19 protein-coding genes are annotated in these 23,625 nt (G+C 67.0%); 8 read left to right on the top strand and 11 right to left on the bottom strand.

What is annotated here, in order from left to right; genetic code table 11:
- Positions 1–88 precede the first annotated feature (88 nt).
- The 5 genes from aroE to AC0GNO_RS06480 form a co-directional block, all read right to left on the bottom strand.
- Entirely contained in the window at positions 89–934 is an 846-nt protein-coding gene (gene aroE / locus AC0GNO_RS06500; RefSeq protein WP_472888131.1) for a shikimate dehydrogenase, read from the bottom strand.
- Positions 935–1,026: 92 nt separating this feature from the next.
- Entirely contained in the window at positions 1,027–2,043 is a 1,017-nt protein-coding gene (locus AC0GNO_RS06495) for a TRAP transporter substrate-binding protein (RefSeq protein WP_472903393.1), read from the bottom strand.
- A gap of 73 nt (positions 2,044–2,116) precedes the next feature.
- On the bottom strand, positions 2,117–3,394 hold the full coding sequence (locus tag AC0GNO_RS06490) for a TRAP transporter large permease (protein ID WP_472888129.1): 1,278 nt from the start codon (positions 3,392–3,394) through the stop codon (positions 2,117–2,119).
- A complete protein-coding gene (locus AC0GNO_RS06485; RefSeq protein ID WP_472903392.1) occupies positions 3,391–3,897 on the bottom strand; it encodes a TRAP transporter small permease in 507 nt (168 codons plus the stop codon). The genes AC0GNO_RS06490 and AC0GNO_RS06485 overlap by 4 nt, the downstream gene beginning before the upstream one ends.
- A 3-nt stretch (positions 3,898–3,900) precedes the next feature.
- Entirely contained in the window at positions 3,901–4,434 is a 534-nt protein-coding gene (locus AC0GNO_RS06480; RefSeq protein ID WP_472903391.1) for a gluconokinase, read from the bottom strand.
- Between the two features lie 181 nt (positions 4,435–4,615).
- Here AC0GNO_RS06480 and gntR point away from each other — a divergent pair, with 181 nt between their 5' ends.
- On the top strand, positions 4,616–5,641 hold the full coding sequence (gene gntR, locus AC0GNO_RS06475; protein ID WP_472903390.1) for an HTH-type transcriptional regulator GntR: 1,026 nt from the start codon (positions 4,616–4,618) through the stop codon (positions 5,639–5,641).
- 117 nt (positions 5,642–5,758) lie between these two features.
- Here gntR and AC0GNO_RS06470 read toward each other — a convergent pair whose 3' ends face one another.
- On the bottom strand, positions 5,759–6,550 hold the full coding sequence (locus AC0GNO_RS06470) for an IclR family transcriptional regulator (RefSeq protein ID WP_472888125.1): 792 nt from the start codon (positions 6,548–6,550) through the stop codon (positions 5,759–5,761).
- A 174-nt stretch (positions 6,551–6,724) separates the two neighbouring features.
- Here AC0GNO_RS06470 and AC0GNO_RS06465 point away from each other — a divergent pair, with 174 nt between their 5' ends.
- From AC0GNO_RS06465 to AC0GNO_RS06445, 5 genes are all read left to right on the top strand, one after another.
- Entirely contained in the window at positions 6,725–7,183 is a 459-nt protein-coding gene (locus AC0GNO_RS06465; RefSeq protein ID WP_472888124.1) for a type II 3-dehydroquinate dehydratase, read from the top strand.
- A gap of 55 nt (positions 7,184–7,238) precedes the next feature.
- On the top strand, positions 7,239–8,228 hold the full coding sequence (gene dctP, locus AC0GNO_RS06460; RefSeq protein WP_472903389.1) for a TRAP transporter substrate-binding protein DctP: 990 nt from the start codon (positions 7,239–7,241) through the stop codon (positions 8,226–8,228).
- A 1-nt stretch (position 8,229) separates the two neighbouring features.
- Complete coding sequence (locus AC0GNO_RS06455) at positions 8,230–8,730, top strand: TRAP transporter small permease (protein WP_472903388.1); 501 nt, start codon at positions 8,230–8,232, stop codon at positions 8,728–8,730.
- Complete coding sequence (locus AC0GNO_RS06450) at positions 8,727–10,028, top strand: TRAP transporter large permease (RefSeq protein ID WP_472888121.1); 1,302 nt, start codon at positions 8,727–8,729, stop codon at positions 10,026–10,028. The genes AC0GNO_RS06455 and AC0GNO_RS06450 overlap by 4 nt, the downstream gene beginning before the upstream one ends.
- Positions 10,029–10,187: 159 nt before the next feature.
- A complete protein-coding gene (locus tag AC0GNO_RS06445; RefSeq protein ID WP_472903387.1) occupies positions 10,188–11,999 on the top strand; it encodes a sensor domain-containing diguanylate cyclase in 1,812 nt (603 codons plus the stop codon).
- On the opposite strand, the gene AC0GNO_RS06440 is transcribed toward AC0GNO_RS06445, so the two are convergent.
- A complete protein-coding gene (locus tag AC0GNO_RS06440) occupies positions 11,951–15,010 on the bottom strand; it encodes a transglycosylase domain-containing protein (protein ID WP_472903386.1) in 3,060 nt (1,019 codons plus the stop codon). The genes AC0GNO_RS06445 and AC0GNO_RS06440 overlap by 49 nt on opposite strands.
- Positions 15,011–15,144: 134 nt before the next feature.
- Between AC0GNO_RS06440 and AC0GNO_RS06435 the strand changes: the two genes are divergently transcribed.
- Positions 15,145–17,454, top strand: coding sequence for a penicillin-binding protein 1A (locus AC0GNO_RS06435; RefSeq protein WP_472903385.1), 2,310 nt, complete (start codon positions 15,145–15,147; stop codon positions 17,452–17,454).
- A 68-nt stretch (positions 17,455–17,522) separates the two neighbouring features.
- On the opposite strand, the gene AC0GNO_RS06430 is transcribed toward AC0GNO_RS06435, so the two are convergent.
- The 4 genes from AC0GNO_RS06430 to AC0GNO_RS06415 all read right to left on the bottom strand — a co-directional run bounded on the left by AC0GNO_RS06430 (position 17,523) and on the right by AC0GNO_RS06415 (position 22,175).
- Positions 17,523–18,503, bottom strand: coding sequence for an NAD(P)H-dependent flavin oxidoreductase (locus AC0GNO_RS06430; protein ID WP_472903384.1), 981 nt, complete (start codon positions 18,501–18,503; stop codon positions 17,523–17,525).
- A gap of 89 nt (positions 18,504–18,592) precedes the next feature.
- Positions 18,593–20,383, bottom strand: coding sequence for an acyl-CoA dehydrogenase (locus tag AC0GNO_RS06425; RefSeq protein ID WP_472903383.1), 1,791 nt, complete (start codon positions 20,381–20,383; stop codon positions 18,593–18,595).
- Between the two features lie 72 nt (positions 20,384–20,455).
- Positions 20,456–21,388, bottom strand: coding sequence for an electron transfer flavoprotein subunit alpha/FixB family protein (locus AC0GNO_RS06420; protein ID WP_472903382.1), 933 nt, complete (start codon positions 21,386–21,388; stop codon positions 20,456–20,458).
- 37 nt (positions 21,389–21,425) lie between these two features.
- A complete protein-coding gene (locus AC0GNO_RS06415) occupies positions 21,426–22,175 on the bottom strand; it encodes an electron transfer flavoprotein subunit beta/FixA family protein (protein ID WP_472903381.1) in 750 nt (249 codons plus the stop codon).
- Positions 22,176–22,539: 364 nt separating this feature from the next.
- Between AC0GNO_RS06415 and AC0GNO_RS06410 the strand changes: the two genes are divergently transcribed.
- The gene (locus AC0GNO_RS06410) at positions 22,540–23,556 is read left to right on the top strand and encodes a TRAP transporter substrate-binding protein (protein WP_472888113.1); all 1,017 of its coding nucleotides are present in this window, start codon (positions 22,540–22,542) and stop codon (positions 23,554–23,556) included.
- The last annotated feature ends 69 nt before the right edge of the window (positions 23,557–23,625 follow it).

Here is a 23,625-nt window from a genome sequence, read left to right as displayed (position 1 = left end):
CATAAAGAGGACCGTTCAAGGGGCGTACTCTACCGGAGAGCGGGCGCCGCCGTTTCCGGCCGGTTACCGACCCATCGGCAGAGGACGCTCAGGCGCTGAGCACCCGTTCCAGCTCGCGCCGCATCACGCCGCGGTCCACATCCACCCCGGTCCAGAGCCGGATCGCAATCGCGCCCTGGTTCACCAGCATGCCCAGGCCGTCGAGCACGGTGCAGCCCGCCGCCTCGGCGGTTCGGATCAGGTGGGTGCGGGGCGGGTTGGGGATGGCGTCGGCCACCACCATGCCGGGGCGCAGCGTGGACCAGTCCACGTCGAGCTGGTCGTCCACCGCCGGGTACAGGCCGATGGCCGTGGCGTTGACCACGATGCCGGTACCCGGCGGGATGGGCATGGCCGGGCTCCAGTGGGTGTATTCGGCGGAGGCGCCTGTTTTGGAGGCGATGAGATCGGCCAGTTCCTGCCCGCGTGGACGCGAGCGGTTGATCACGGTGATGTGCGCAGCGCCGGCCAGCGCCAGCTCCACGGCCACGGCGCGCGCCGCACCGCCGGCGCCGAACAGCGTCACGCGCTGGCCTTCGAGCTCACACACCGGGCGCAGCGCCTCCACGAAACCCTGGCCATCGGTGTTCTCGCCGATCCACAGGCCGTCGCGCATCACCACGGTGTTGACCGCGCCGATGATCTCGGCCGATGGCGCCAGCCCGTCCAGGTGCTCGATCACCGTCAGCTTGTGCGGCAGCGAGCAGTTGAACCCGGCCCAGCCCATGGCGCGCGCGCCGCGCACGGCCGCGGCCAAGTGCTCGGGCGCCACCTCGCAGTTGACGTAGCGCCATTCGAGGCCGTGGTGCCGGTAGGCGGCTTCGATCATGGCCACGGTCGGGTTCTCGGCGGCGGGCTGGGCAAAGGAGCCGGTGAGCGCGTGCAGGAAGTTCATGGCGGATCCTCGGGTGGGCGAAAAGGCGCCCCATCACAACAAAAAAGCCGGCCTTGGGCAAGGCCGGCTTTCCCGGGGTGGTGGGCGAGGGCTTATTTGCTGGCGCGCGCCTGGGCCACAGCGCCCTGCACCTCTTTCCACAGGCCTTCGCCCACGTTCGCCGAAATGCTGGCGTTGATGGCGCCCAGCTTGTCACGCATGCGGCCGGCTTCGGCTGGCGAGAGCTCGTTGACCTGCATGCCCTTGCCGCGCAGGTCGGCCAGGGCCTTGTCGGCTTCGGCGCGCGTGTCCTGGCGTTCGAAGTCGCGGCTCTTCTTCGCGGCGTCGAGCAGGACCTTCTGCTCGTCTTTCGACAGGCCGTCCCACCACTTCTTGCTCACCAGCACGATCCACGGGCTGTAGACGTGGTTGGTCACGGTCAGGTACTTCTGCACCTCGTAGAACTTGCTCGACAGGATGGTGTTGTAGGGGTTCTCCTGACCGTCGACCGTCTTGGTTTCCAGCGCGGTGAACAGCTCCGAGAACGGCAACGGCACGGCGTTGGCGCCCAGCGTCTTGAAGCTGTCGATGAACACGGTGTTCTGCATCACGCGCAGCTTGATGCCGTCCATGTCTTCGAGCTTGGTGACGGCGCGCTTGTTGTTGGTGAGGTTGCGGAAACCGTTTTCCCAGTACACCAGGCCCACCAGGCCTTTTTCCTGCAGCTTGTCCATCACCTTCTGGCCGACCGGGCCGTCGAGCACGGCATCGGCCTCTTTGGCGTTGTTGAACAGGAAGGGGGTGTCCCAGATCGCCATCTCCTTGGTGATGCCGACCAGCGTGGCGGTGGAGCCAACCATCATTTCCTGCGCGCCGCCGATCAGGGCCTGCTGCATCTGCACGTCCGAGCCCAGCGCGGCGGCGCCGATGGCGCGCACCTTCATCTTGTTGCCCGTGGCCTTGGCCACTTCGTCGGTGAACACCTTGGCGGCGCGGCCCTGGTTGGACACTTCGTTGAGGCCGTAGCCGAAGCGGATCAGGCGCGGCTTGATGTCTTGCGCCTGCGCGATGCCGGCACCGAGCGTGGCCAGCGTGAGGGCAGCCGTGAGCGCGAGTTGTCTGAATTTCATGAGGGATCTCCTTCTGGGTGGATGGGCACAAGGCCTCGGGGGTGAACGGAAAACAAACGGGAACGGGCGCGGCTCAGAACATCAGCTTGAGCGGGCCCAGCACGATGGACGGGAAGATGATCAGCAGGGCCAGCATGGCGAAATACACCGCCAGGAACGGCATCACGCCCTTGATCACGGGCTCCATGCGCAGCCGGCCCACGCCGGCCACCACGTTGAGCACCGTGCCCACCGGCGGCGTGAGCAGGCCCAGGCAGCCAACGAAGATGAAGACGAAGCCGAAATAGACCGGGTCGATGCCGGCCTTGGCGGCGAGCGGCGCCAGCACCGGCGCCAGGATCAGGATGGTGGGCGTGAGGTCCATCACCATGCCCACGGCCAGCAGGAACAGGCAGACCACGGCCATGAACAGCATGGGGCTCTGCAGCAGCGGGCCCATGCTCTCGGCGAGCTGGCTGGGCAGGTCGGCCAGGGTGATCATGTAGGACGCTGCCGTGGCCGCGCCGCAGAGGAACATCACCACGCCGGTGGTGCGCGCGGCGTCCACCATCACGCGGTACAGGCGCTGCAGGTTCAGCTCGCGGTAGATGAAGGTGGCCACCAGCAGCGCGTACACCGCGGCGACGACGGCCGCCTCGGTGGGCGTGAACAGGCCGAAGCGCAGTCCGCCGATGATGATCACCGGCATCATCAGCGCCCAGGCGCTCTCGCCCAGCACGCCGCGGCGCTCGGTCCAACTGCTCTTCTGGGCCACCGGCAGCTGCTTCTTGCGCGCAATGCCGCGCCACACCATCACCAGCGCCACGGCCATCAGGATGCCGGGCACGATGCCGGCCAGGAACAGCTTGCTGATAGAGGTGTTGGTCGTCACGCCGTAGATCACCATCGGCATGGACGGCGGCACGATGGGCGCGATGATGCCGCCCGAGGCGATCAGGCCGGCGCTCGACCCGTCGGGGTAGTTCTGCTTGCGCATCATCGGCAGCAGCAGCGTGGCCAGGGCGGCGGTGTCGGCGATCGCCGAGCCGCTCATGGACGCCAGCATCAGCGACGCTGCAATGGCCACGTAGCCCAGGCCGCCGGGGATGTGCCCCACCAGCGAGCGCGCCAGGTCGATGATGCGGCGGCTCAGGCCTCCGGCGTTCATCAGCTCACCCGCCAGGATGAAGAAAGGCACGGCCAGCAGCGGGAAGCTGTCAAACCCGGCCTGCACGTTCTGCGCCAGCAGCTGCGCGTCGAAGAAGTCCAGGTGCACCATGAGCGCCAGCGCGGTCAGCATAAGCGCGAAGGCAATGGGCACACCCACCGTCATGGTGGCGAAGAGCACCAGCAGGAAGATGGCGACGGTCATGCCTGCGCCCCTTCGTCGGTGTGCCCGGCGTCTGGCGGCGTGTGGCCACGCAGCTCGTTCCAGCTCTGCAGCAACAGCAGCACCGCCATGCAGCCGCCCATGACCAGCGTGCCCGCCGCCGCCACGGCCAGCGGGTAGTTCATCACCGGGCTGCGGCTGTCCATGCCCACCAGCACCTGCGCCCAGGAGCCGGTGATCAGGTAATACAGCGCGATGGCGATCAACGCCCGCGTGAGCCAGCGGAACACCAGCGCCTTGACGCCGGTCAGGCGCGCGGTCACGAGGTCGAAGCCCAGGTGTTTGCCTTCACCGAACGCGAGCGTGGCCGACAGGCACACCAGCCACACGAACAGCAGGCGCGAGAGTTCTTCCGACACCACCCAGCCGGTGCCCCAGAAGTAACGCAGCAGCACGTTGCCGAACACGGCGACCACCATGCCAAACAGGCACAGGGCCATCAGGCCTTCGACCAGGTGTTTGAGCGCTTGTCCCATGGTTTTCATGATTCAGGCCTCCGCAGATGAAACGGGTGCCGTGCCGCGCACCCAGCGCACCACGTCGCTCGTCAGCGCGTCAAGCGCGCGGGTGGCATCGAGCCGCAACACGCCGGGCTCGGCGCTCGGGTCTTCGAGCGTGGCGAACTGGCTCGCCACCAGGCTCACCGGAAACAGGTGCGCCGAACGGGCCGCCACACGCTCGCGGGCCTGGGCCTGCGTCAGGTCGAGAAACACGAACCGCAGGCCCGGTGCTGCGGCGCGCAGGCGGTCGCGGTAACGCTGCTTGAGCGCCGAACAGGTCAGCACCACGCCTTGCGGATGGGCCTGCAGCTGGGCCGCCAGCGTGTCAAGCCAGGCGGCGCGGTCGTCGTCGCTCAGGGGCGTGCCGCTGCGCATCTTGCCCACGTTGGCATCGGAGTGGAAATCGTCGCCTTCCAGCAGGGGGATCCCTAGCGCCAGGGCACAACGCTGGCCGAGGCTGGACTTGCCGCAACCGGCAACGCCCATCACGACCAGCGAGGCATTTTCAGGTGTTTCAGGCATATGGATAGCGCTATCCCAAACAAAACAAAAAAAGACCTTCGACTTCGAATCGGTACCCGTTTGAAAATGCCTTGTTGCAGCGCAAGGGCAGCGGGAGAATCAGGGTAAATTCGGGTGTCGACAGGCTATGGACAGCGCTATCCTAACGGCAACAAAACCCATGCAGATACAGGGAAAACCCTTGAAACCCATCGAACGCAAGCGCCGCCACAGCGGCCGAGTCACCCTCAGCACCGTCGCCCAGGCGGCCGGCGTCAGCCCCATCACCGCCTCGCGCGCCCTGCGCGGCGAACGGGGCGTGGCCGCCGATCTGGTGGAGCGCGTGAAGCAGGCGGCCGACCAGCTGGGCTATGTGCCCGACCCGGCCGCCCGGGCGCTGGCTTCGCAGCGCAGCACGCAGGTGCCGGTGCTGGTGCCGCTGCTGTCGAACGCGCTGTTTGTCGATGTGCTCGAAGCGGTGCACCGCACCCTGCTCCCGCACGGTTACCAGACGCTGATCGGCGTGACGCACTACGAGCCCGAGGAAGAAGAGCAGTTGCTGCGCAGCTACCTGGCTCACCGGCCGGCCGGCCTGCTGCTCACCGGCTTTGACCGCACCGAAGCCGCGCGCGCCCTGATCGCGGCCAGCGGCGTGCCCTGCGTGCACCTGATGGAACTGACCAGCGCACCCGGCGTGCACTGCGTGGGCTTCTCGCAGATCGACGCCGGCAGCGCCATCACCGAACACCTGCTGCAGCGCGGACACCGTCGCATCGCCTTCGTGGCTGCGCAGCTGGATCCGCGCACCATGCAACGGGCCGAAGGCTACCGCCGCTGCCTGCGCCAGCACGGCGTCTACGACGCGCGGCTGGAGCTGCTGAGCCCGCAGCCCTCCTCGATGCGGCTCGGTGGCGAACTGCTCGAAGACCTGCTGCGCACCCGCCCCGAGGTGGACGCCGTGTTCTTCTGCAACGACGACCTCGCGCAAGGTGGGCTGCTGGCCGCGCTGCGCCTGAAAATAGCCGTGCCCGGGCGCATCGCCGTGGCCGGCTTCAACGACCTCTCGGGCAGCGACCAGATGGTGCCGGCGCTGACCACGGTGCGCACCCCGCGCCGGGCCATCGGTGAGGCCAGCGCGCAGATGCTGCTGGGCCTCATGCGGGGCGAAACGCCGGCCCGCAACGCCATCGATCTCGGCTTCGAGCTGATGGTGCGCGACAGCAGCTGAGCCCCGCCGGCCCAACGCGGCCACCGAACGCATGATCGCGCACCGTGAACCTCGGATTGTGGCGTGCGGGCGGGCGTTGGCGCGATGGGCGCACCCGGGCGAAGGACGCTCGGGCGCTCAGCCCTTGCCCAGCGGCGGCCGGCCAAACAGGCTCGACGCGTTGCTGATCGGGCCCAGTTCGGCGGCCGCGGCCAGCAGGGCCGGCGCGAGTTCGTGCATGCGCGCCGATGTCAGGCGGATGCGGGGCCCGGCGATGCTGATGACACCGATGGCGTCCTTGCGCCGCAGCACGGGCGCGGCCATGGCGCTCATGCCGGGCGCGAACACCTCGTCGATCATCGCGTAGCCGCGCACCCGCGCCGCGTGCAGGTATCCCAGCAAGGCCTTGACGGTGGTCGGGGCCTTGGGGCCATAGTCCGCCGGGGAGCCGAAGCCCTGCCGGGCGACCCGTTCCATCGCCTTTTCATCACTCATGGTCAGCAGCCAGGCATGGCCCGAAGCGGTGCAGGACAGGCGCGCGTCCATGCCCATGTCGGGGTCGTAACGCAGGCCCTGGCGCATGCCCTGGGCCTTGGCGATCCAGGTCAGCCGGTCTTCGTCGACGATGGACAGCCGCACCAGTTCGCCGGACTTTTGGGCCAGACGTTCCAGCAGCGGCTCGGCGATGTCCACGATGCCCGCGTTGCTGAGGTACCCCAGCCCCATCGACACCACCTTGGTGGTGAGCACGTAGTCCCCCTGCTTGCGTGCCTGGCGCACGTAGCCGCGCCGCTGCAGGTCGCCCAGCAGGCGGTGGCAGGCGCTCAGCGGAATGTCCAGCTCCGAGGCCATCAGCGCCAGGGGCAAGCCACCGGGGTGAGCGGCCAGGTGTTCCAGCAGCGAAAGTCCGCGGTCCAGTGCAAGGCTCATGTTCGATGATTTTTCATATCAAGAAATTAATTTCCAATCTGGAAAGACTTTCTCATGGCGACCCAAGAATCGGCACATGGGAGGGTCCGTTCCATGGACCCGCCGGAACACCTGAGGAAGGAAATGTATGCGCAGCAGCCTGAAAGGGATAGGCCGATGGCTGGAGCACCGGCCATGAGCGACACCGTCTACATCCTCAACGGACCGAACCTGAACCTGCTCGGGGTGCGCGAGCCCCACCTGTACGGCAGCACCACGCTGGCGCAGGTCGAGCAGATGTGCCGGCGCGTGGCCGGTGAACTGGGCCTGGCGTGCGAGTTTCGCCAGTCCAACCACGAAGGCGTGCTGGTGGACTGGGTGCAGGAGGCGCGCGAGCGCGGTGCCGCGGTCGTCATCAACCCGGCGGGCCTGTCGTTCCGCTCGATTCCCCTGCTCGACGCGCTCAAGACCCTGGAGCGGCCGATCGCGGAAGTCCATGTCACCAACATCCACCGCCGCGATGCGCTCTACCAGCACTCGCTGGTTTCGCTCGCAGCCACCGGCGTGATCTGCGGCTTCGGCCCCTTCGGCTACGAGCTGGCGATCCGCGCGGTGGCGCAGCAACTGGCCACGGCGGCGCATGCACCCGCCTGACCGATCAACCCATTCCCCGGCGCTTTCACCTCACCCCACAACAGGAGACATCACCATGAACATCCCCACCAACCGCCGCGCCGCGCTCTGTGCCGGCGCCTCGCTCGCCGCTGCCGCCATGATGCCGGCCTGGGCACAGGCCCAGCCCACCCTGCGCTTCGCCGCCGTGTTCTCCGACAAGGACATCCGCGCCGACATGATGAAGATGTTCGCCAAGGACATCGAGGCCGACTTCAAGGTCGAGGTGTTCCTCAACTCCACCCTGTTCAAGCAGGGCACCGAGCTGGTGGCCCTGCAGCGCAACAACCTCGAAATGGGCAACATCGGACCGCAGGACATCTCCAAGCAGATCCCGGCCTGGTCGCTGCTCACCTCGGCCTACCTGTTCCGCGACGCCAACCACCTCAACAACTTCTTCGCCAGCGACATGGGCGCGCAGATGAAGAAGATGGTCGAGGACCAGCTCAAGATCAAGATCCTGGGCCCGACCTTCTTCGGCACCCGCCAGGTCGGCCTCAAGAGCAAGAAAAAGATCAACGTGCCCGCCGATCTGGCGGGCGTGAAACTGCGCATGCCGCCGGGCGACAGCTGGCAGCTGCTGGGCCGTTCCATCGGTGCCAACCCCACACCCATGGCCTACGCCGAAACCTACACCGGCCTGCAGACCGGCGCCATCGACGGGCAGGACAACCCGCTGCCCAACGTGCAGAACATGAAGTTCGACGAGGTGATGTCGCAGATCGTGCTGACCTCGCACCTGGTGGGCTACGACCTGCTCGCCGTCAACATGAAAACCTGGGACAGCATGACGCCGGCCAGGCAGCAGGCCTTCCAGGCCGCCGCCAGCAAGGCCATCGCCTGGAGCACCGCGGAACACCTGAAGCGCGAGGCGGAGCTCGCCAACGGCTTCAAGAGCAAGGGACTGGACGTGTACACGCCCAACGTGGCCGCCTTCCGCGAACATGCACAAAAGGTTTATCTGGCATCGGACGAAGCCAGGAACTGGCCGACCGGCATGCTCGACAAGATCAACGCCATGAAGTGAGATGCCCAGAACCCGCCTGTCTTCCCTGCACCGCGTGGCCGAGGCGGTGGCCGCCGGCCTGCTGGCCATCATCTTCGTCGCCTTCATCCTCCAGATCGTCCTGCGCTACGTCTTCAACTGGCCCGTGGGCTGGACTGCCGAACTCTCCGTGGCGGCCTGGCTCTGGCTGGTGCTCTGGGGCGCTGCCTTCGTGCTCAAGGACCACGAGGAGATCCGCATCGACTTCGTGTCGGTGCACGCCGGGCGGCGTGCGCGCATCGCCATGGGCATTGTGGGCTCGGCCAGCATGGTGGTGCTGTTCGGCATGTCGCTGCCCGCGGCCTGGGACTACGTGAGCTTCATGAAGGTCGAGAAAAGCTCGTACATGAACATCCGGTTCGATGTGCTGTTCTCGATCTACATCCTGTTTTCGGTGGCCGTGATCGCCCGCCACCTCTGGACCCTCGGCCAGCTCCTGCGCGGCAAAGATCCCGCCAACGTCGAAGCCCAGCCCGCCCCATGAACTTCACCAGTCCCTTCTCGCTGGCCCTCGGCGCCATCGTCGTGCTCAGCCTGCTCGGCGTGCCGATCGGCCAGGCCATGATCGGTGGCTCGGTGCTGTACCTGTACCTCAAGGGCATGGACATGGGCACCGCGGCCGAGCAGTTGCTCAACGGCACCTACTCCAGCTTCCTGCTGCTGGCGATCCCGCTGTTCATCCTGGCGGCCACCATCATGAGCACCGGCAGCATCCTGGACCGCCTGCTGCGCTTCTGCAACGCCATCGTCGGGCGCTTCCCCGGCGGACTGGCGCAGGTCAACGTGCTGCAGAGCATTGTGTTTGCCAGCATGTCGGGCTCCGCCCTGGCGGACGCGGCCGGCTCGGGCAAGATGATGCTGGCCATGATGACGCGCAACGGCCAGTACACGCGCGGCTTTGCCGCCGCGCTGACCGCCGTCTCGGCCGTCATCGGTCCCATTCTTCCGCCCTCGATCCCGCTGGTGCTGTATGCCCTGGTCTCGGGCGCCTCCATCGGCTACCTGTTCATCGCCGGCGTGTTGCCCGGCCTGCTGCTGGGCGCCGTGCAGATGGGCCTGATCTACTTCCTCGCCAAGCGCCGGAACTATCCGGTCGAGGCCAGGGTGGCCCTGCGGGAGATGCCGGCCATCACGCGCGCGGCGTTTCCGGCCCTGATGCTGCCGGTCATCCTGCTGGGCTGCCTCTACAGCGGCATCACCACGCCGACCGAGGCCGCGGGCCTGGCGGCGGCCTATGCCCTGCTGATCTCGGTGCTGCTCTACCGCAGCATCGGCTGGCGCGACATGTACGACGCCCTGCTCACCAGCGCGCGCACCAGCATCTCCATCGGCATGCTGATCGCTGGCGCCCTGGTCTTCAACTTCGTCATCACGGCGGAGAACATTCCCGCATCGCTCAGCGAGATCCTCAAGACCCTGGACCTGTCGCCACAGGGTTTCCTGTTGCTGGTCAACCTCATGCTGCTGGTGCTGGGCTGTTTTCTGGAAGGCTCCACCATCATCCTGGTGATCCTGCCGGTGCTGCTGCCCACGGCGACGGCGCTCGGCATCGACCCGGTTCACTTTGGCGTGGTGGCGGTGCTCAACATCATGATCGGGCTCGTGACCCCGCCCTACGGCCTGCTGCTGTTCATGATGACCCGGATCGCCGACGTGTCGCTCGTGGAACTGGTGCGCGAGGTGATGCCTTTCCTCGGGGTCATGCTGGGCGCACTGGTGCTGATCACGCTCTGGCCCGACCTGGTGCTGTTCCTGCCGCGCCTGGCGGGCTACTCGGGCTGAGCGATTCCGCTGGCTGAGTGCACCGTGCCCGACGCAGCATGTTGCGTGCTCGCGGCCAGCGCGTCTGCCACCAGTATCCCCTGTGCAGGGTGCTGCAACACCTGGGCTCGCTGAGGCGGTCATCCGGGCCCGCGCCAGCCGCCCGCTAACATAGCGCCAATGCCACCCGCTTACGCCCTCCACCGCCTGCTCGCCTGCACCGTCCTGCTGCTGGCACTGGCTTTCGTGGCGTGGCACGGCGGGGCGCAGGCCTCGAGCGGCGAGCAGGACGTGACGCTGCGGGCCCACTACTGGGTGGACCCGACCGGCGAGGCCGGCATTGACAAGGTGGCGCAGGCGCCGGCCACCCAGTTTCAGCCCATGGAGGGTCACCGAACCTTCAAGCTGGGCGATGGCGCACTCTGGATGCGGCTGGATCTGCCCGCCATGGACCCGGCCCAGCGCTGGTTCCTCATGCTCGACAGCTCCGCCTTCACCGACCACGCAAGCTTTTTCCAGCCCCGCCCCGGTGGTGGCTGGCGAGAGCAGCGCGCGGGCGACCACCTGGCGGTGTCGCAGTGGTCCAATCCCGACCGCTCGCCGGTGTTCGCACTGGACGACACCTCGGCACCGCTCAGCGTGTGGCTGCGGCTGGACAACAAACCCGCGCCGCTGAGCCCGCGCACCACCCTGCTGAGTGCAGCAGATCTGCAGCAGAAGCGCTCGTGGACACACCTGCTGGTGGGTGTCTACCTCGGCTTCGGCCTGCTGGTGCTGTTCCTTGGCTGGGTGCATGCGCGCCTGTACGGCGACCGCGCCTTTGTGGCCTATGTGGTGTACGTGAGCTGCATGCTGGGTTTCCAGGTGGCGTTCACCGGCATCGGGGGCCTGTTTTTCTGGCCCGACTGGGCGTGGTGGAACAGCGCGGCACCCGCGGTTTTCATGCTCTGGCTCACGGGCTCGGGCATCTGGTTCGTGCGCGAGGTGTGCGCCATTTCGCGCCACCACCGCGGGCTCGACCGTTTTGCGCTGGCGTGGTCGGTGTTCGGCCTGCTGTATCCGGTGGCCTACCTCACGCTGCAGAGCGCTGCGGCGCTGGCGGTGCTCAACCTGTACGGCCTGCTCTCGGTGCTGTTGAGCATCGGCCTGTGCCTGTGGGCCTGGCGCCAGGGGGAGCGTTATGCGGGCTGGATGGTGCTGGGTTTTCTGCCGGTGCACCTGGGTTACCCGTTTCCGGCGCTGCGCGCGGCCGGCGTATTGTCCGACAGTTGGGGCGCGCAGTACGCGGTGCTGATCGGCTCGGCAATCGAGATCCCGCTGCTGCTCTACATCCTGCACCGCCGTGCCAAGCACTTCAGCGAAAACCGGGCGCGCCTGCGGGCGCTCGATTCCACCGATCCGCTGACCGGTCTGACCAACGTGCCGGTGCTGGACCTGCGGCTGCGCGATGCGATCCGCCGCGCGCGGCGCTACGGCCACCACTGCGCTCTGCTGCTGGTGGAGCTGTCCAACCACGCCGACCTTCGCCTGCGCCTGGGGCAGGACACGGGTGACCGCGCGCTGGTGCTGGCAGCGGCGCGGCTCACGCGCGTGGTGCGCGATGTGGACACGGTGTGTCGCGTGACCGACACGCGTTTTGCGATCCTGGTGGAAGGACCCCAGCGACCGGAACACCTCAAGCTGCTGGCGCAGCACATTGTGGCCAAGGGGCTGGAGCCGGCGTCCATCCTGCCCGACGACGCCACGCTGCGGTTTCGCCTGGTCTCCACCCTGCTGCCGGCCGACCGCGAGATCGCCGCCGAAGAAGAGGAACGCGTGGAGTCCCGGCGCGCACTGCAACGCCTGCACCGCGCGCTGGACCAGCTGGCCGACGAACCCCGCAAAGCGGTGTGGCACCTGCCGCGTGAGCAGCCGGTGAACCCGGCGCTGGCCGGCACCCCGGGTCAGGGCGGTGCGGTCGGGCAGCCGCTGCCGGGCGCGGCCCCCAGATAAGGCATCAGGGTCGGCCCCATCGATCCCAGGATCTGCACCGGCAGGCCCGACGTGAAACGGTAGCGCGCGGCATCGGGACCGACCACATAGGCGGTAAGGCTGCCGAAATAGCGCGGACCGAGGTGAAAGACAAAGGTGGCGGTGCGGTTGAGCGCCAGCGTGGCGCGTCCGCGCACGACCACGCGGTTGTCGCCGGTGCCGGTCTTGCCACCGGGCGACAGGTCTTCGCCACCCGGGGTGCGGAAACTGCCGGCCAGGCGGCGCGCGGTGCCGCGCTCCACCACTTCGGACAAGGCTTGTTGCAGCGCCCGCGCCACCTCGGGCGCCATGACCCGCTCGCCCTTCACGGGCGTGTTCCCCAGCGCGGTGGCCCAGGGTGTGTCGCTGGCGAACTGCACGCCCGTGAGGAGGCGGGTGGGCAGTCGCACACCGTCGTTGAGGATGATGCCCATCAGCTCGGCGAGCGCCGCGGGCCGGTCGCCGGAGCTGCCCAGTGCGGTGGCCAGCGAGGGCACGAGGTGGCCAAACGGGTAGCCCAGCCGGGCCCAGCGCTGGTGGATGTCCAGGAAGGCTTCGACTTCCAGCAGGGTGTAGATGCGGATGTCTTGCGCGCTCTTGACGCGCGTGCGGAAGAGCCAGCCGTAGACCGCCTGCCGCTCGCTCTGGCTGGCGCTGATGGCCTCGCCCAGGGTTGCCTTCGGGTGCTGCAGGCGAAAGGCGACAAGCCAGAGTTCGAGCGGGTGTACGCCGGCCACATAGCCGCGGTCGGGCAGGTCGAGGGCGTCTGGCGCGTAGCGGCTGTAGAGGCTCTGCACGCGGGCCGTGTCGGGCGCTTTCTCGCCGATGCGCTCGCGCAGAAACCGGCCCAGCGCTTCGGGCGTTGCCGCTGGTTCGAGGTAGCGAAACACGGCGGTGAGGCGCTCGGGTGTGGGGCGCAGGCCTTCAAGCAGCACCGAACGCAACTCGTCGGTGCTGCGCCGATCGGTCTTGCGCCAGAAGCGTCGCAGGAAAGCCTGGCCCTCGCGGTCGGCGAAGCGGGCAAGGTAGGCCTCGCGGCGAGGGTCGCTGTCGTCTTCAAGCAGGCGCGCGGTGCTGCCGGGCACCTGGTACATGGTGTGGCGCACGACTTCGCGCAGCACGCGCACGAACGGCAGGTTGATGGAAGCCTGCATGGCTTCGCGCACGGTGGGCGAGCGGCCGTTGTCGCTGTCGTTGAAGTTGTTGAAGCTGTGCACACCGCCGCCGGTGAAGAAGCGCTCGCCGGGATCGGCCGAAAACCGGCGCTCCAGGGCGGCGAGCAGCATGGTGTCGAGGCTGCGGTCTTTGGCGCTGGCAAGGTGCTGTACGGCCCAGCGCGTGAGCGTGTCCTGCCGGTCGAAGGCGGTGGCGCGCAGGGCTTTCGGCTCCAGCGGGGCAAGTCGCGCATGCAGCTCGGCGACCAGCTCCAGATAGGTCGCCAGGACGCGCAGCTTGGCGGTGGAACCGAGTTCGAGCTTGCTGCCTTCGTTGATGTCCAGCGGCTGCGTGGTGGTGTCGGTCTGCACGCGCACCAGGTTGCCCAGGGGCGTGCGCTCCAGCAGGGTGAAGCTGTAACTCACCTTGCCAAGCGAGGCGGGCTGCAGCAGGCGCTCGCCGATGAGGCGCTGCGAGCGGGCAATGGCCGGATCGGCGAGGCGACCGAGGTAGTCGCTGACGGTGTCCTGCAGCTCACCGTGCAGCGTGGTGTCGACGCTGGCATCGAGCCGGTCGAGGCTGTAGAGCGAGGTGCCCAGCCACCCGGCCAGGCGGCTGCGCGCGGCGGTGCTGCCTTTGCCATGGCTGGTCGGCTCCAGCGGCGGGTAGCGGACCATGTCCCGGAACGCCAGCCGCTGCCGCAGGGCGGCATCGCGCCAGCCGGTGTCAATGATGCCCTCCGTGGCCAGCAGGCGCAGGTAGGCGTCGGTGGTTTCGTCGAGGTCTTTGCGACCCTGGGCGAGGTACCACGAGGGGCGGCGGTGCGCCACCATGAGGGCCACCACCTGGCGCAGGACCTGGCCGCGCTCGGTCTGGTTCTCGTTCAGGCTCTCCCCCGGCGTGAGCAGGAAGCGGGCGCGGTCGAGCTCGGTCCCGAACCACACCCACAAACCATCGGCCAGCCCGTGCACCTCGCCGTGCCGCGGCGCGGCCGACAGCGGAACGGTGTTGAGGTAGTCGAGCAGGATCTGGCGGCGCACCGGCAGCGTGTCCTCGCCCTGCTGGTAGGCGCGCACGGCGGCCGACACCATCTGGCGCAACTTCTCGCGCTCGTTGTGGGTGATGCCCCCGGGTGAATGGCGGAATTTTTCAATCTGGGTGGCCAGGGTGCTGCCACCGGGGGTGTCGAACCCGTCATTGATCCGGCTGCCGATCTGCCCGAGCACGGCGCGGGTGAAGCGCACCCAGTCAACGGCCGGGTTCAGGTGCGGCCGGTCGGGGTCGAGCAGGTCGCGGTTTTCGATGAACAGCAGCGCCTGAGCGACCACCGGGGGCACGCTCCCCAGGCGGTCGAACTGGCGGTGGGGGTAGCTGAAGCTGTGGATCGGCGCGCGGCGGCAATCGAACACGGTCAGGCCGGCCTGGGCCTTTTCGGCGTAAGGGGCGGACAGGCCGCGGTCCAGATGCACGAGCAGGGCCTCGCTGTGCCGGGCCTGCGCCGTGACCTCGTAGCCGCGGGATTGCAGGCTGGCAACGAAGGCGGGGATATGGGTGTAACCCAGGCGTTCATCAAACGGGCCGTGCTTCGGGAAACGGATGTGCTCGCTGGGCCCGGGAGCCACCTCAAAACCGAGCGGTGCGGCATAGCGGCCCAGCGCCCAGGTCTGCAGGCGGGACGTGCGTGCCTCGTAGCGCAGCAGGACCGCGGCTGCAGTGCCCAGCAAGAGCAACGCGGCGACACCCAGCCACCACAGGCGAAAGCGCCCGCGGCGCCCGGGCTCGGAGGCTTGGCCGCTGGAGACCGTGGGGTCGTTCTCCCTGAAGGGTTTTTCTGTCATGGGGGGCTCTATCTGCTGCGTCGCAGCAATTGTGGGCCGTCAAGCGAGAAACCAGTGTGTCGAGAACCATGATGGCACATTCGGTTACGCCCCGTTCATCTGCGGCATACCCGGGCACCGGATAATCCCTACCCATGTCATTGCGTCATTCGCGCCGCCTGTTTCTCAGCCTGGCGCTCATCATCCCTGCCCCGCTGCTGCTGACCGCGTCCGTGGTTCAAGCGTCCACTTTCGATCTGCCGCCGATCGACCGGATCGTCAATTACCAGCCCAAACTGCCGCTGCAGGTGTTCACCGCCGACGGCGTGGAGCTGGCACAGTTCGGTGCCGAACGGCGCGAATACGTGCCGCTCTCGCGCACCCCAAAGCGGCTGCAGGACGCCGTGCTGGCGGTGGAGGACGCGCGTTTTCGCGAACACTCGGGCGTTGACCCGAAGGGCATGGCGCGGGCGGTGGTGGCGGCGCTGACCGGGGGTCGCCGGCAGGGCGCCAGCACCATCACGCAGCAGCTCGTGCGCACCATGCTGCTGACGCGCGAGTTTTCGGTCGAGCGCAAGGCCAAGGAAATCGTGCTCGCCTTCAAGGTGGAAGACGCGCTCTCGAAAGACCGCATCCTGGAGATCTACCTCAACGAAATCTTCCTGGGCCAGCGCGCCTATGGTTTCGCGGCCGCCGCGCAGACCTACTTCGGCAAGTCCATGGACCAGCTCTCGCTGGCCGAAACCGCGATGCTCGCGGGCCTGCCCCAGAACCCTTATTACGCGAACCCGGTGGCCAATTTCGAGCGCGCCGTGCAGCGCCAGCGCGTGGTGCTGCAGCGCATGCTCGCGGTGGGCGCCATCACCGAGCAGCAACTGGCCGCCGCGCGCGCCGAAAAACTGAGCTTGCGGTCGCCCGGGCAACGCAGCGTGCACGCCGCCCACGTGGCCGAAATGGCGCGCCGCGTGGTGGTGGAGCGCTTTGGCACCGAGGCCTATTCCACCGGTCTGCGGGTCACGACCTCGCTGCGTGCGGCCGACCAGCGCGCGGCACACGACGCGGTGCAGCGCGGCGTGCTGGCGTTCGACCGGCGCGGCAGCTGGCGCGGACCGGAAGGCCAGGAAACCCTGCCGTCCGGCAACGGCGCCGAGCTGGAACGTGCCGCGGCTGAAGCACTGAAGGACCACCACGACGACGAAACGCTGCGCGTGGCCATCGTTGTGACGGCCAGCGCGAAAGAGGTGCGTGCCCAGCTGGCCACGGGCGAGCGCATCACCCTCCAGGGCGAAGGCCTGCGCTGGGTGCAGCGCGCGCTCCAGCCCGCGGCCAAGGCCCCGCTGAAGCTGCAGCGGGGCTCGGTGGTGCGGGTGGTCAAGAACGGCAAGAACTGGGCGATCTCACAATGGCCCGAAGCCGAGGCGGCGCTGGTGGCACTGGACACCCGCACCGGCCGCGTGCGCGCGCTGGTCGGTGGTTTCGACTTCACGCGCCAACCCTTCAACCACGTCACCCAGGGCTGGCGCCAGCCGGGATCGGCGATCAAGCCGCTGCTGGTGTCGGCCGCGCTCGAAGAGCGCGTGATGCCCGCCACCATCGTGGACGACCTGCCCTTCACCGCAGCCAACGGCTGGAGCCCGGACAACAGCAGCGGCGACTACAGCGGCCCGATCACGCTGCGCGAAGGCCTGGCGAAATCGAGCAACCTGGTGAGCGTGCGCGTGTTGCAGCATGTGGGCACCCAACGTGCACGCGACTGGACCACCCGCTTCGGCCTCGACGCCAACCGCCAGCCCGACAACCTGACACTGGCACTGGGCACCGGCCTCGTGACGCCGCTGCAGATGGCACGGGCCTACGCCACACTGGCCAACGGCGGCTGGCGCGTGGAACCGGTGGTGGTGGAGAAGATCACCGACGCGCACGGCAAGGTGCTGTTTGAAGCGCCGCCCCCGGCACCACTGACGGACGAAAGCCGCGCGATCCCCGGGCGCAACGCCTTCGTGATGAGCAGCCTGCTGAACGACGTGACGCGCACCGGCACCGCCGCCCGTGCCCAGGCGCAGCTGAAACGCAACGACGTCTACGGCAAGACCGGCACCACCGACGACGCGGTGGACGCCTGGTTCACCGGCTACCACCCCACGCTGGCCACGGCCGTCTGGATGGGCTACGACAAACCGCGCAGCCTGGGTGGCCGCGAATCGGGCGGCCGGGCCGCCCTGCCGATCTGGATGGACTACATGGGCGCCGCGCTCAAGGGTGTGCCGGAGACTGCGCCGGGCGAGACCCCCGCCGGGCTGGCGTACGCCAACGGCGACTGGCTCTACAGCGAATGGACCAACGGCGGCTGGGCCGAACGCATCGCCGACGACACGGGTGTGCAATACGCACAGCCACCGGGTTTGCTCGAATCGTTCCGCCCATCGTCCTTGCTGGAGCTGATCCAGAACGCGATCAGACCCTGATCCGGTCACGTGATCGCTCCATGCAAAAGGCCGACTCTGCAGTCGGCCTTTTTTGTGGGTGCAGGGGCTCAACCCATGCAGATGCGGGCCTTGGCCTCGGCGTATTCGCGCTTGAAGCGGGCCACCAGATCGGCCGCCGGCAGCACCTCACGGATCGCGCCGATGCCCTGGCCGCAACCCCAGATGTCCTTCCAGGCCTTGGCGGCGTTGGCGCCTTCGCCGGTGGAAAAGTTCATCTTGCTCGGGTCGCTCTCGGGCAGGTGGTCCGGATCCATGCCGGCGTTCTGGATGCTGCCCTTCAGGTAGTTGCCATGGATGCCGGTGTAGAAGTTGCTGTAGACGATGTCGTCCGAATTGCTCTCGGTGATCATCTGCTTGTAGCCGTCCACCGCGCGCGCTTCTTCGGTGGCGATGAAGGCCGAACCGATGTAGGCGAAGTCGGCGCCCATGGCCTGCGCGGCCAGGATCGCGCCGCCCGAAGCGATGGAACCCGAGAGCGCCACCGGGCCGTCGAACCACTCGCGGATCTCCTGCACCATGGCAAACGGGCTCTTCACGCTGGCGTGGCCACCGGCACCGGCAGCCACAGGGATCAGGCCGTCGGCGCCCTTCTCGATCGCCTTGTGTGCGAACACGTTGTTGATCACGTCGTGCAGCACCACGCCGCCCCAGCTGTGCACGGCCTGGTTCACGTCTTCGCGCGCGCCGAGGCTGGTGATGACGATCGGCACCTTGTACTTGGCGCACAGGCCCATGTCGTGCTCCAGCCGGTCGTTGCTCTTGTGCACGATCTGGTTGATGGCAAACGGTGCGGCCTTGTTGTCCGGGTTCGCAGCGTCGTGCGCAGCCAGCGCCTCGGTGATCTCGGCCAGCCAGTCTTCCAGCTGCGCGGCCGGGCGCGCGTTGAGCGCGGGCATGGCGCCGACCACGCCGGCCTTGCACTGGGCAATGACGAGCTGGGGGTTGCTGATGATGAACAGCGGCGAGCCGATCACCGGGAACCGGATGTTCTTCAGCACCGGGGGCAGGTAGCGTTGGCGGATGGTCATGTTGTCTCCGAATGTGTTCGAGAAGCTGGCTGGATTCTGGGTCAGCCAGCGTGGACACCCTGTCGCCGCAGCAACAGGGTGCAGCGGTTTCAGAAAGCCTCGACGGCCATGGCCGTGACCGCGTCGGCACCTTCGCAGATGCTGTCGCGCACGCCAGGCACGCGGCTCAGGATGTGGTCGGCGTAGAAGCGCGCGGTGGTGATCTTGGCCTGCATGAAGGCCGCGTCGGTGCCGGCGGCCAGCTGGTCTTCGGCCACCAGCAGCGCGCGCGCCAGCTGCCAGCCCGCTACCACGTTGCCCGCGAGCATGAGGTAGGGCACGCTGCCGGCGAAGGCGGCGTTGGGGTTGCTCCGGGTGTTGGCGGCGATGAACTCGACCACGTCCACAAAGGCCTCGCGCGCGGCGGTGAGGCGCTTGGCCACGGCCAGCGCATTCACGCTGCCACGCTGCACCAGCTCGGCTTCGGTCTTTTCAATCTGCGCCGCGATGGCCTTTGCATTGGTGCCACCGTCGCGCGACGTCTTGCGGCCCACGAGGTCGTTGGCCTGGATCGCGGTCGTGCCTTCGTAGATGGTGAGGATCTTGGCGTCGCGGTAGTACTGCGCCGCGCCGGTTTCTTCGATGAAGCCCATGCCGCCGTGCACCTGCACGCCCAGCGAGGTCACTTCCAGGCTCATCTCGGTGCTGTAGCCCTTGACCAGTGGCACCAGGTATTCGTAGAACGCCGCGTTGTCCTTGCGCGCATCGGCGTCGGGGTGGTGGTGGGCCGCGTCGTAGGCGGCGGCGGCCACTGCAGCCATGGCGCGGCAGCCTTCGGTGCTGGCGCGCATGGTCATGAGCATGCGCTTCACATCGGGGTGGTGGATGATGGGCGCGGCGGCGCTGAGCGAACCGTCGACCGGGCGGCTCTGCACGCGGTCCTTCGCGTAGCCCACGGCCTTCTGGTAGGCGCGCTCGGCGATCGCGATGCCCTGCACGCCCACGGCGTAGCGCGCGGCGTTCATCATGATGAACATGTATTCGAGGCCACGGTTTTCCTGACCCACGAGGTAGCCGACGGCGCCGCCGTGGTCGCCGTACTGCAGCACGGCGGTGGGCGATGCCTTGATGCCCATCTTGTGTTCGATGCTCACGCAATGCACGTCGTTGCGTGCGCCGAGCGAGCCATCGGCGTTGACCATGAACTTCGGCACCACGAACAGGCTGATGCCCTTCACGCCTTCGGGCGCGCCGGTCACGCGCGCGAGCACGAGGTGCACGATGTTCTGTGCCATGTCGTGTTCACCGTAGGTGATGAAGATCTTGGTGCCGAACACCTTGTAGCTGCCGTCGGGCTGGGGCTCGGCACGGCTGCGCACCGCCGCCAGATCGCTGCCGGCCTGCGGCTCGGTCAGGTTCATGGTGCCGGTCCATTCGCCGCTCACCAGCTTCTCCAGGTAAACGGCTTTGAGCTCGTCGCTGCCGGCGGTGATCAGCGCTTCGATGGCACCGTCGGTCAGCAGCGGGCAGAGCGCGAAGCTCATGTTGGCGCTGTTGAGGATTTCCCCGCAGGCCGCACCGATGGTCTTGGGCAGGCCCTGACCGCCGAAGTCCACCGGGTGCTGCAGGCCCTGCCAGCCGCCTTCGGCGTACTGTTTGAAGGCTTCCTTGAAACCGGGCGTCGTGGTGACCTTGCCGTCGTGGAAGGAAGACGGGTACTTGTCGCCCTCCCAGTTCAGCGGAGCGATCACACCTTCGTTGAGCTTGGCGCACTCCTCCAGCACGGCCTGCGCGGTGTCCAGGCCAGCATCTTCAAAACCGGGCAACGCGGACACCTGGTCGATGCGCGCCAGGTGTTCGATGTTGAACAGCATGTCCTTGAGGGGTGCGGTATAGCTCATGAAGGTCTCCTGTCTTCGAATTTGGATACAAAAAGGGCATCGCGAACGATGCCCTCGGCAGACGTGTGTGTCTTACAGCGCCTTGATCAGCTCAGGCACAGCGGTGAACAGATCGGCCTCCAGCCCGTAGTCGGCCACCGAGAAGATCGGGGCCTCGGGGTCCTTGTTGATCGCCACGATCACCTTGCTGTCCTTCATGCCGGCCAGGTGCTGGATCGCACCCGAGATGCCGCAGGCCACGTACAGCTGCGGTGCGACGATCTTGCCGGTCTGGCCGACCTGCCAGTCGTTCGGGGCGTAACCCGCGTCCACCGCGGCGCGGCTGGCGCCCAGCGCGGCGCCGAGCTTGTCGGCCAGCGGGGTCATGACCTCGTTGAACTTCTCGGCGCTGCCCAGCGCCCGGCCACCGCTGACGATGATCTTGGCGGCGGTCAGTTCGGGGCGGTCGCTCTTGGCGATCTCGCTGCCCATGAAGGTGCTCTTGCCGCTGTCGGCCTGGGCTGCCTGGGTTTCCACGGCTGCGCTGCCACCGGTGGCGGCGGCCGGGTCGAAACCGGTGGTGCGCACGGTGATGACCTGGGTGGCCTCGGTGCTCTGCACGGTGGCAATGGCGTTGCCGGCGTAGATCGGACGTTCAAACGTGTCGGCGGCGATCACCTTGGTGATGTCGCTGATCTGGCCCACGTCGAGCTGGGCGGCCACGCGCGGGGCGATGTTCTTGCCGCTGGCCGTGGCCGGGAACAGGATGTGGCTGTAGTTCGATGCGATGGCCAGCACCTGCGCGGCCATGTTCTCGGCCAGGCCGTGCGCGAGGTACTCGGCGTCGGCGTGGATGACTTTGGCGACGCCGGCGATCTGGGCCGCGGCTGCGGCTGCGCCAGCGGCGTTGTGGCCGGCGATGAGCACGTGCACCTCACCCCCGCACTGGGCGGCGGCGGTGACGGTGTTGAGCGTGGCGCCCTTGAGGCTGGCGTTGTCGTGTTCGGCAATGACGAGTGCGGTCATGTTCTGTGTTCCTCTGGATCGTTGATGTCAGCGGTCTTCAGATGACCTTGGCTTCGTTCTTGAGTTTTTCGACGAGCGTTGCGACGTCCGGCACCTTGATGCCGGCACCGCGCTTGGGCGGCTCGCTGACCTTCAGGGTCTTGAGGCGCGGTCTCACGTCCACACCGAGGTCTTCGGGTTTGACGATGTCCATCTGCTTCTTCTTGGCCTTCATGATGTTGGGCAGCGTCACGTAACGCGGCTCGTTCAGGCGCAGGTCGGTGGTGACGATGGCCGGCAGGCTCAGGCTCAGGACTTCGAGGCCACCATCGACTTCGCGGGTGACGTTCACCTTGCCGTCCACCACTTCGACCTTGCTGGCGAAGGTGCCTTGTGGCAAATCAGCGAGAGCGGCGAGCATCTGGCCGGTCTGGTTGCAGTCGTCGTCGATGGCCTGTTTGCCCAGGATCACGAGGCCGGGCTGTTCCTTGTCCATCAGGGCCTTGAGCAGCTTGGCCACGGCCAGGGGCTGCAGCTCTTCGGCGGTTTCCACCAGGATGGCGCGGTCGGCGCCGATGGCCATGGCGGTGCGCAGGGTTTCCTGGCATTGGGTCACGCCGCAGGAGACGGCGATGACTTCGGTGACCACGCCCTTTTCTTTCAGGCGCACGGCTTCCTCGACCGCGATCTCGTCAAACGGGTTCATGCTCATCTTGACGTTGGCCAGGTCCATGCCGGACTGGTCGGCCTTGACGCGCACCTTGACGTTGTAGTCCACCACGCGTTTGACGGGGACGATGACCTTCATATTCGGTTGCTCCTGAGGGTTGTGAGAACGAAAGGAAAAACGGGATTCGAATTGACGTATACGTCAATCTGCGGATTGTATGCCCGCTCCCATAGACAGACCGCCTGGATGCACAAAAGAACACAGCAACCAAAAAAACGAACGGTCGTGCTTTTTGTAGATTATAGGCGAGGCTTCCGGATGCGCCTACTCCTATCCTCCACAAACTGCCCGGCACCGCCGCCCGGGCGATTAACCAACCAAATGGTCGGCTAATTCGGGTAAGTCTGGAGAAGAAAAAGCCGGGTATTCGCCTATAGTGAATTCTGACTGATTTACTTATGTTTAGAAACCATATTCAACCACCGTCCCGAGGATACGCTTCATGAAACTTCGCCACGTTTTTGCCGCCGCCCTGTCCACCACGGTGCTGTCCAGCGGCCTGGTGTCCGCCCAGACGGTGTTCACCGTCTCCAGCTGGCTGCCACCCACCCACACAGCGTCGACGGTTCAGAAGAACTGGTGCGACCTGCTGGAAAAAGAAAGTGCCGGCCGCATGAAGTGCAACATCCTGCCCAAGGGCGTGGCGGCTGCGCCGGGCACCTTTGACGCGGTGCGCGATGGCCTGGCCGACATTTCCTACACGGTGGACGGCTACACGCCGGGTCGCTTCGTCATGACCCAGGTCGCAGAGTTTCCTTTCCTGGGCGACAGCGCTTCCGTCACCTCGGTGGCCTACCAGCGCATCTACAGCAAGTACTTCGCGCCCCTGGGCGAGCACCGCGGTGTCAAGGCGCTGGCGGTGTTCACCCATGGCCCTGGCATCATTTTCAACAGCAAGAAGCCGGTGACCTCGGCCGCGGACGCCGCATCGCTCAAGTTCCGCATCGGTGGCGGCAACATCAACGAACTCTCCAAAGCCATGGGCTGGAACACCACGCTGAAGGCCGCGCCCGAGTCGTTCGAGTTGATGTCCACGGGCGTGATGGACGGCACCTTCTTCCCCGACGAGTCCATCGCCTCGTTCAAGCTCAGCATGGTCAAGCACGCCACCACCTTCCCCGGCGGCCTGTACAACACCAGCTTCGTGTTCATGATGAACGAGGGCAAATACAAGGCGCTGTCGCCGCAGGACAAGGCCGTGGTCGACAAGCTTTCGGGCGAAGTGGCCGCGCGCATGTTCGGCGAGGGCTGGGACAAGGTGGACGCCGCCAGCCGCGACGGCGCCCAGAAGGCCCAGGGCGTGAACCGCATCAAGGCCGACCAGGCCTTCGTCAAGGCCGTGATGGAAAAACAGGACTACCTGGAAACCAAATGGGCCGCGAGCGCACAGGTCAAGGGTCTGAAGGATCCGAAGGCGGTTCTGGCCGAGTTCCGTGCTGAAATCGCCAAGGTGAAGTAAATCCCGGTCAACCGGCCGACAATGGCCGGCCAGCCCCCGTGGGCCGATGGAACAGCAACCCTGCTGCCC

Source organism: Hydrogenophaga sp. L310 (assembly GCF_055703065.1).
This window is presented reverse-complemented; position numbering and strand designations above follow the sequence as displayed.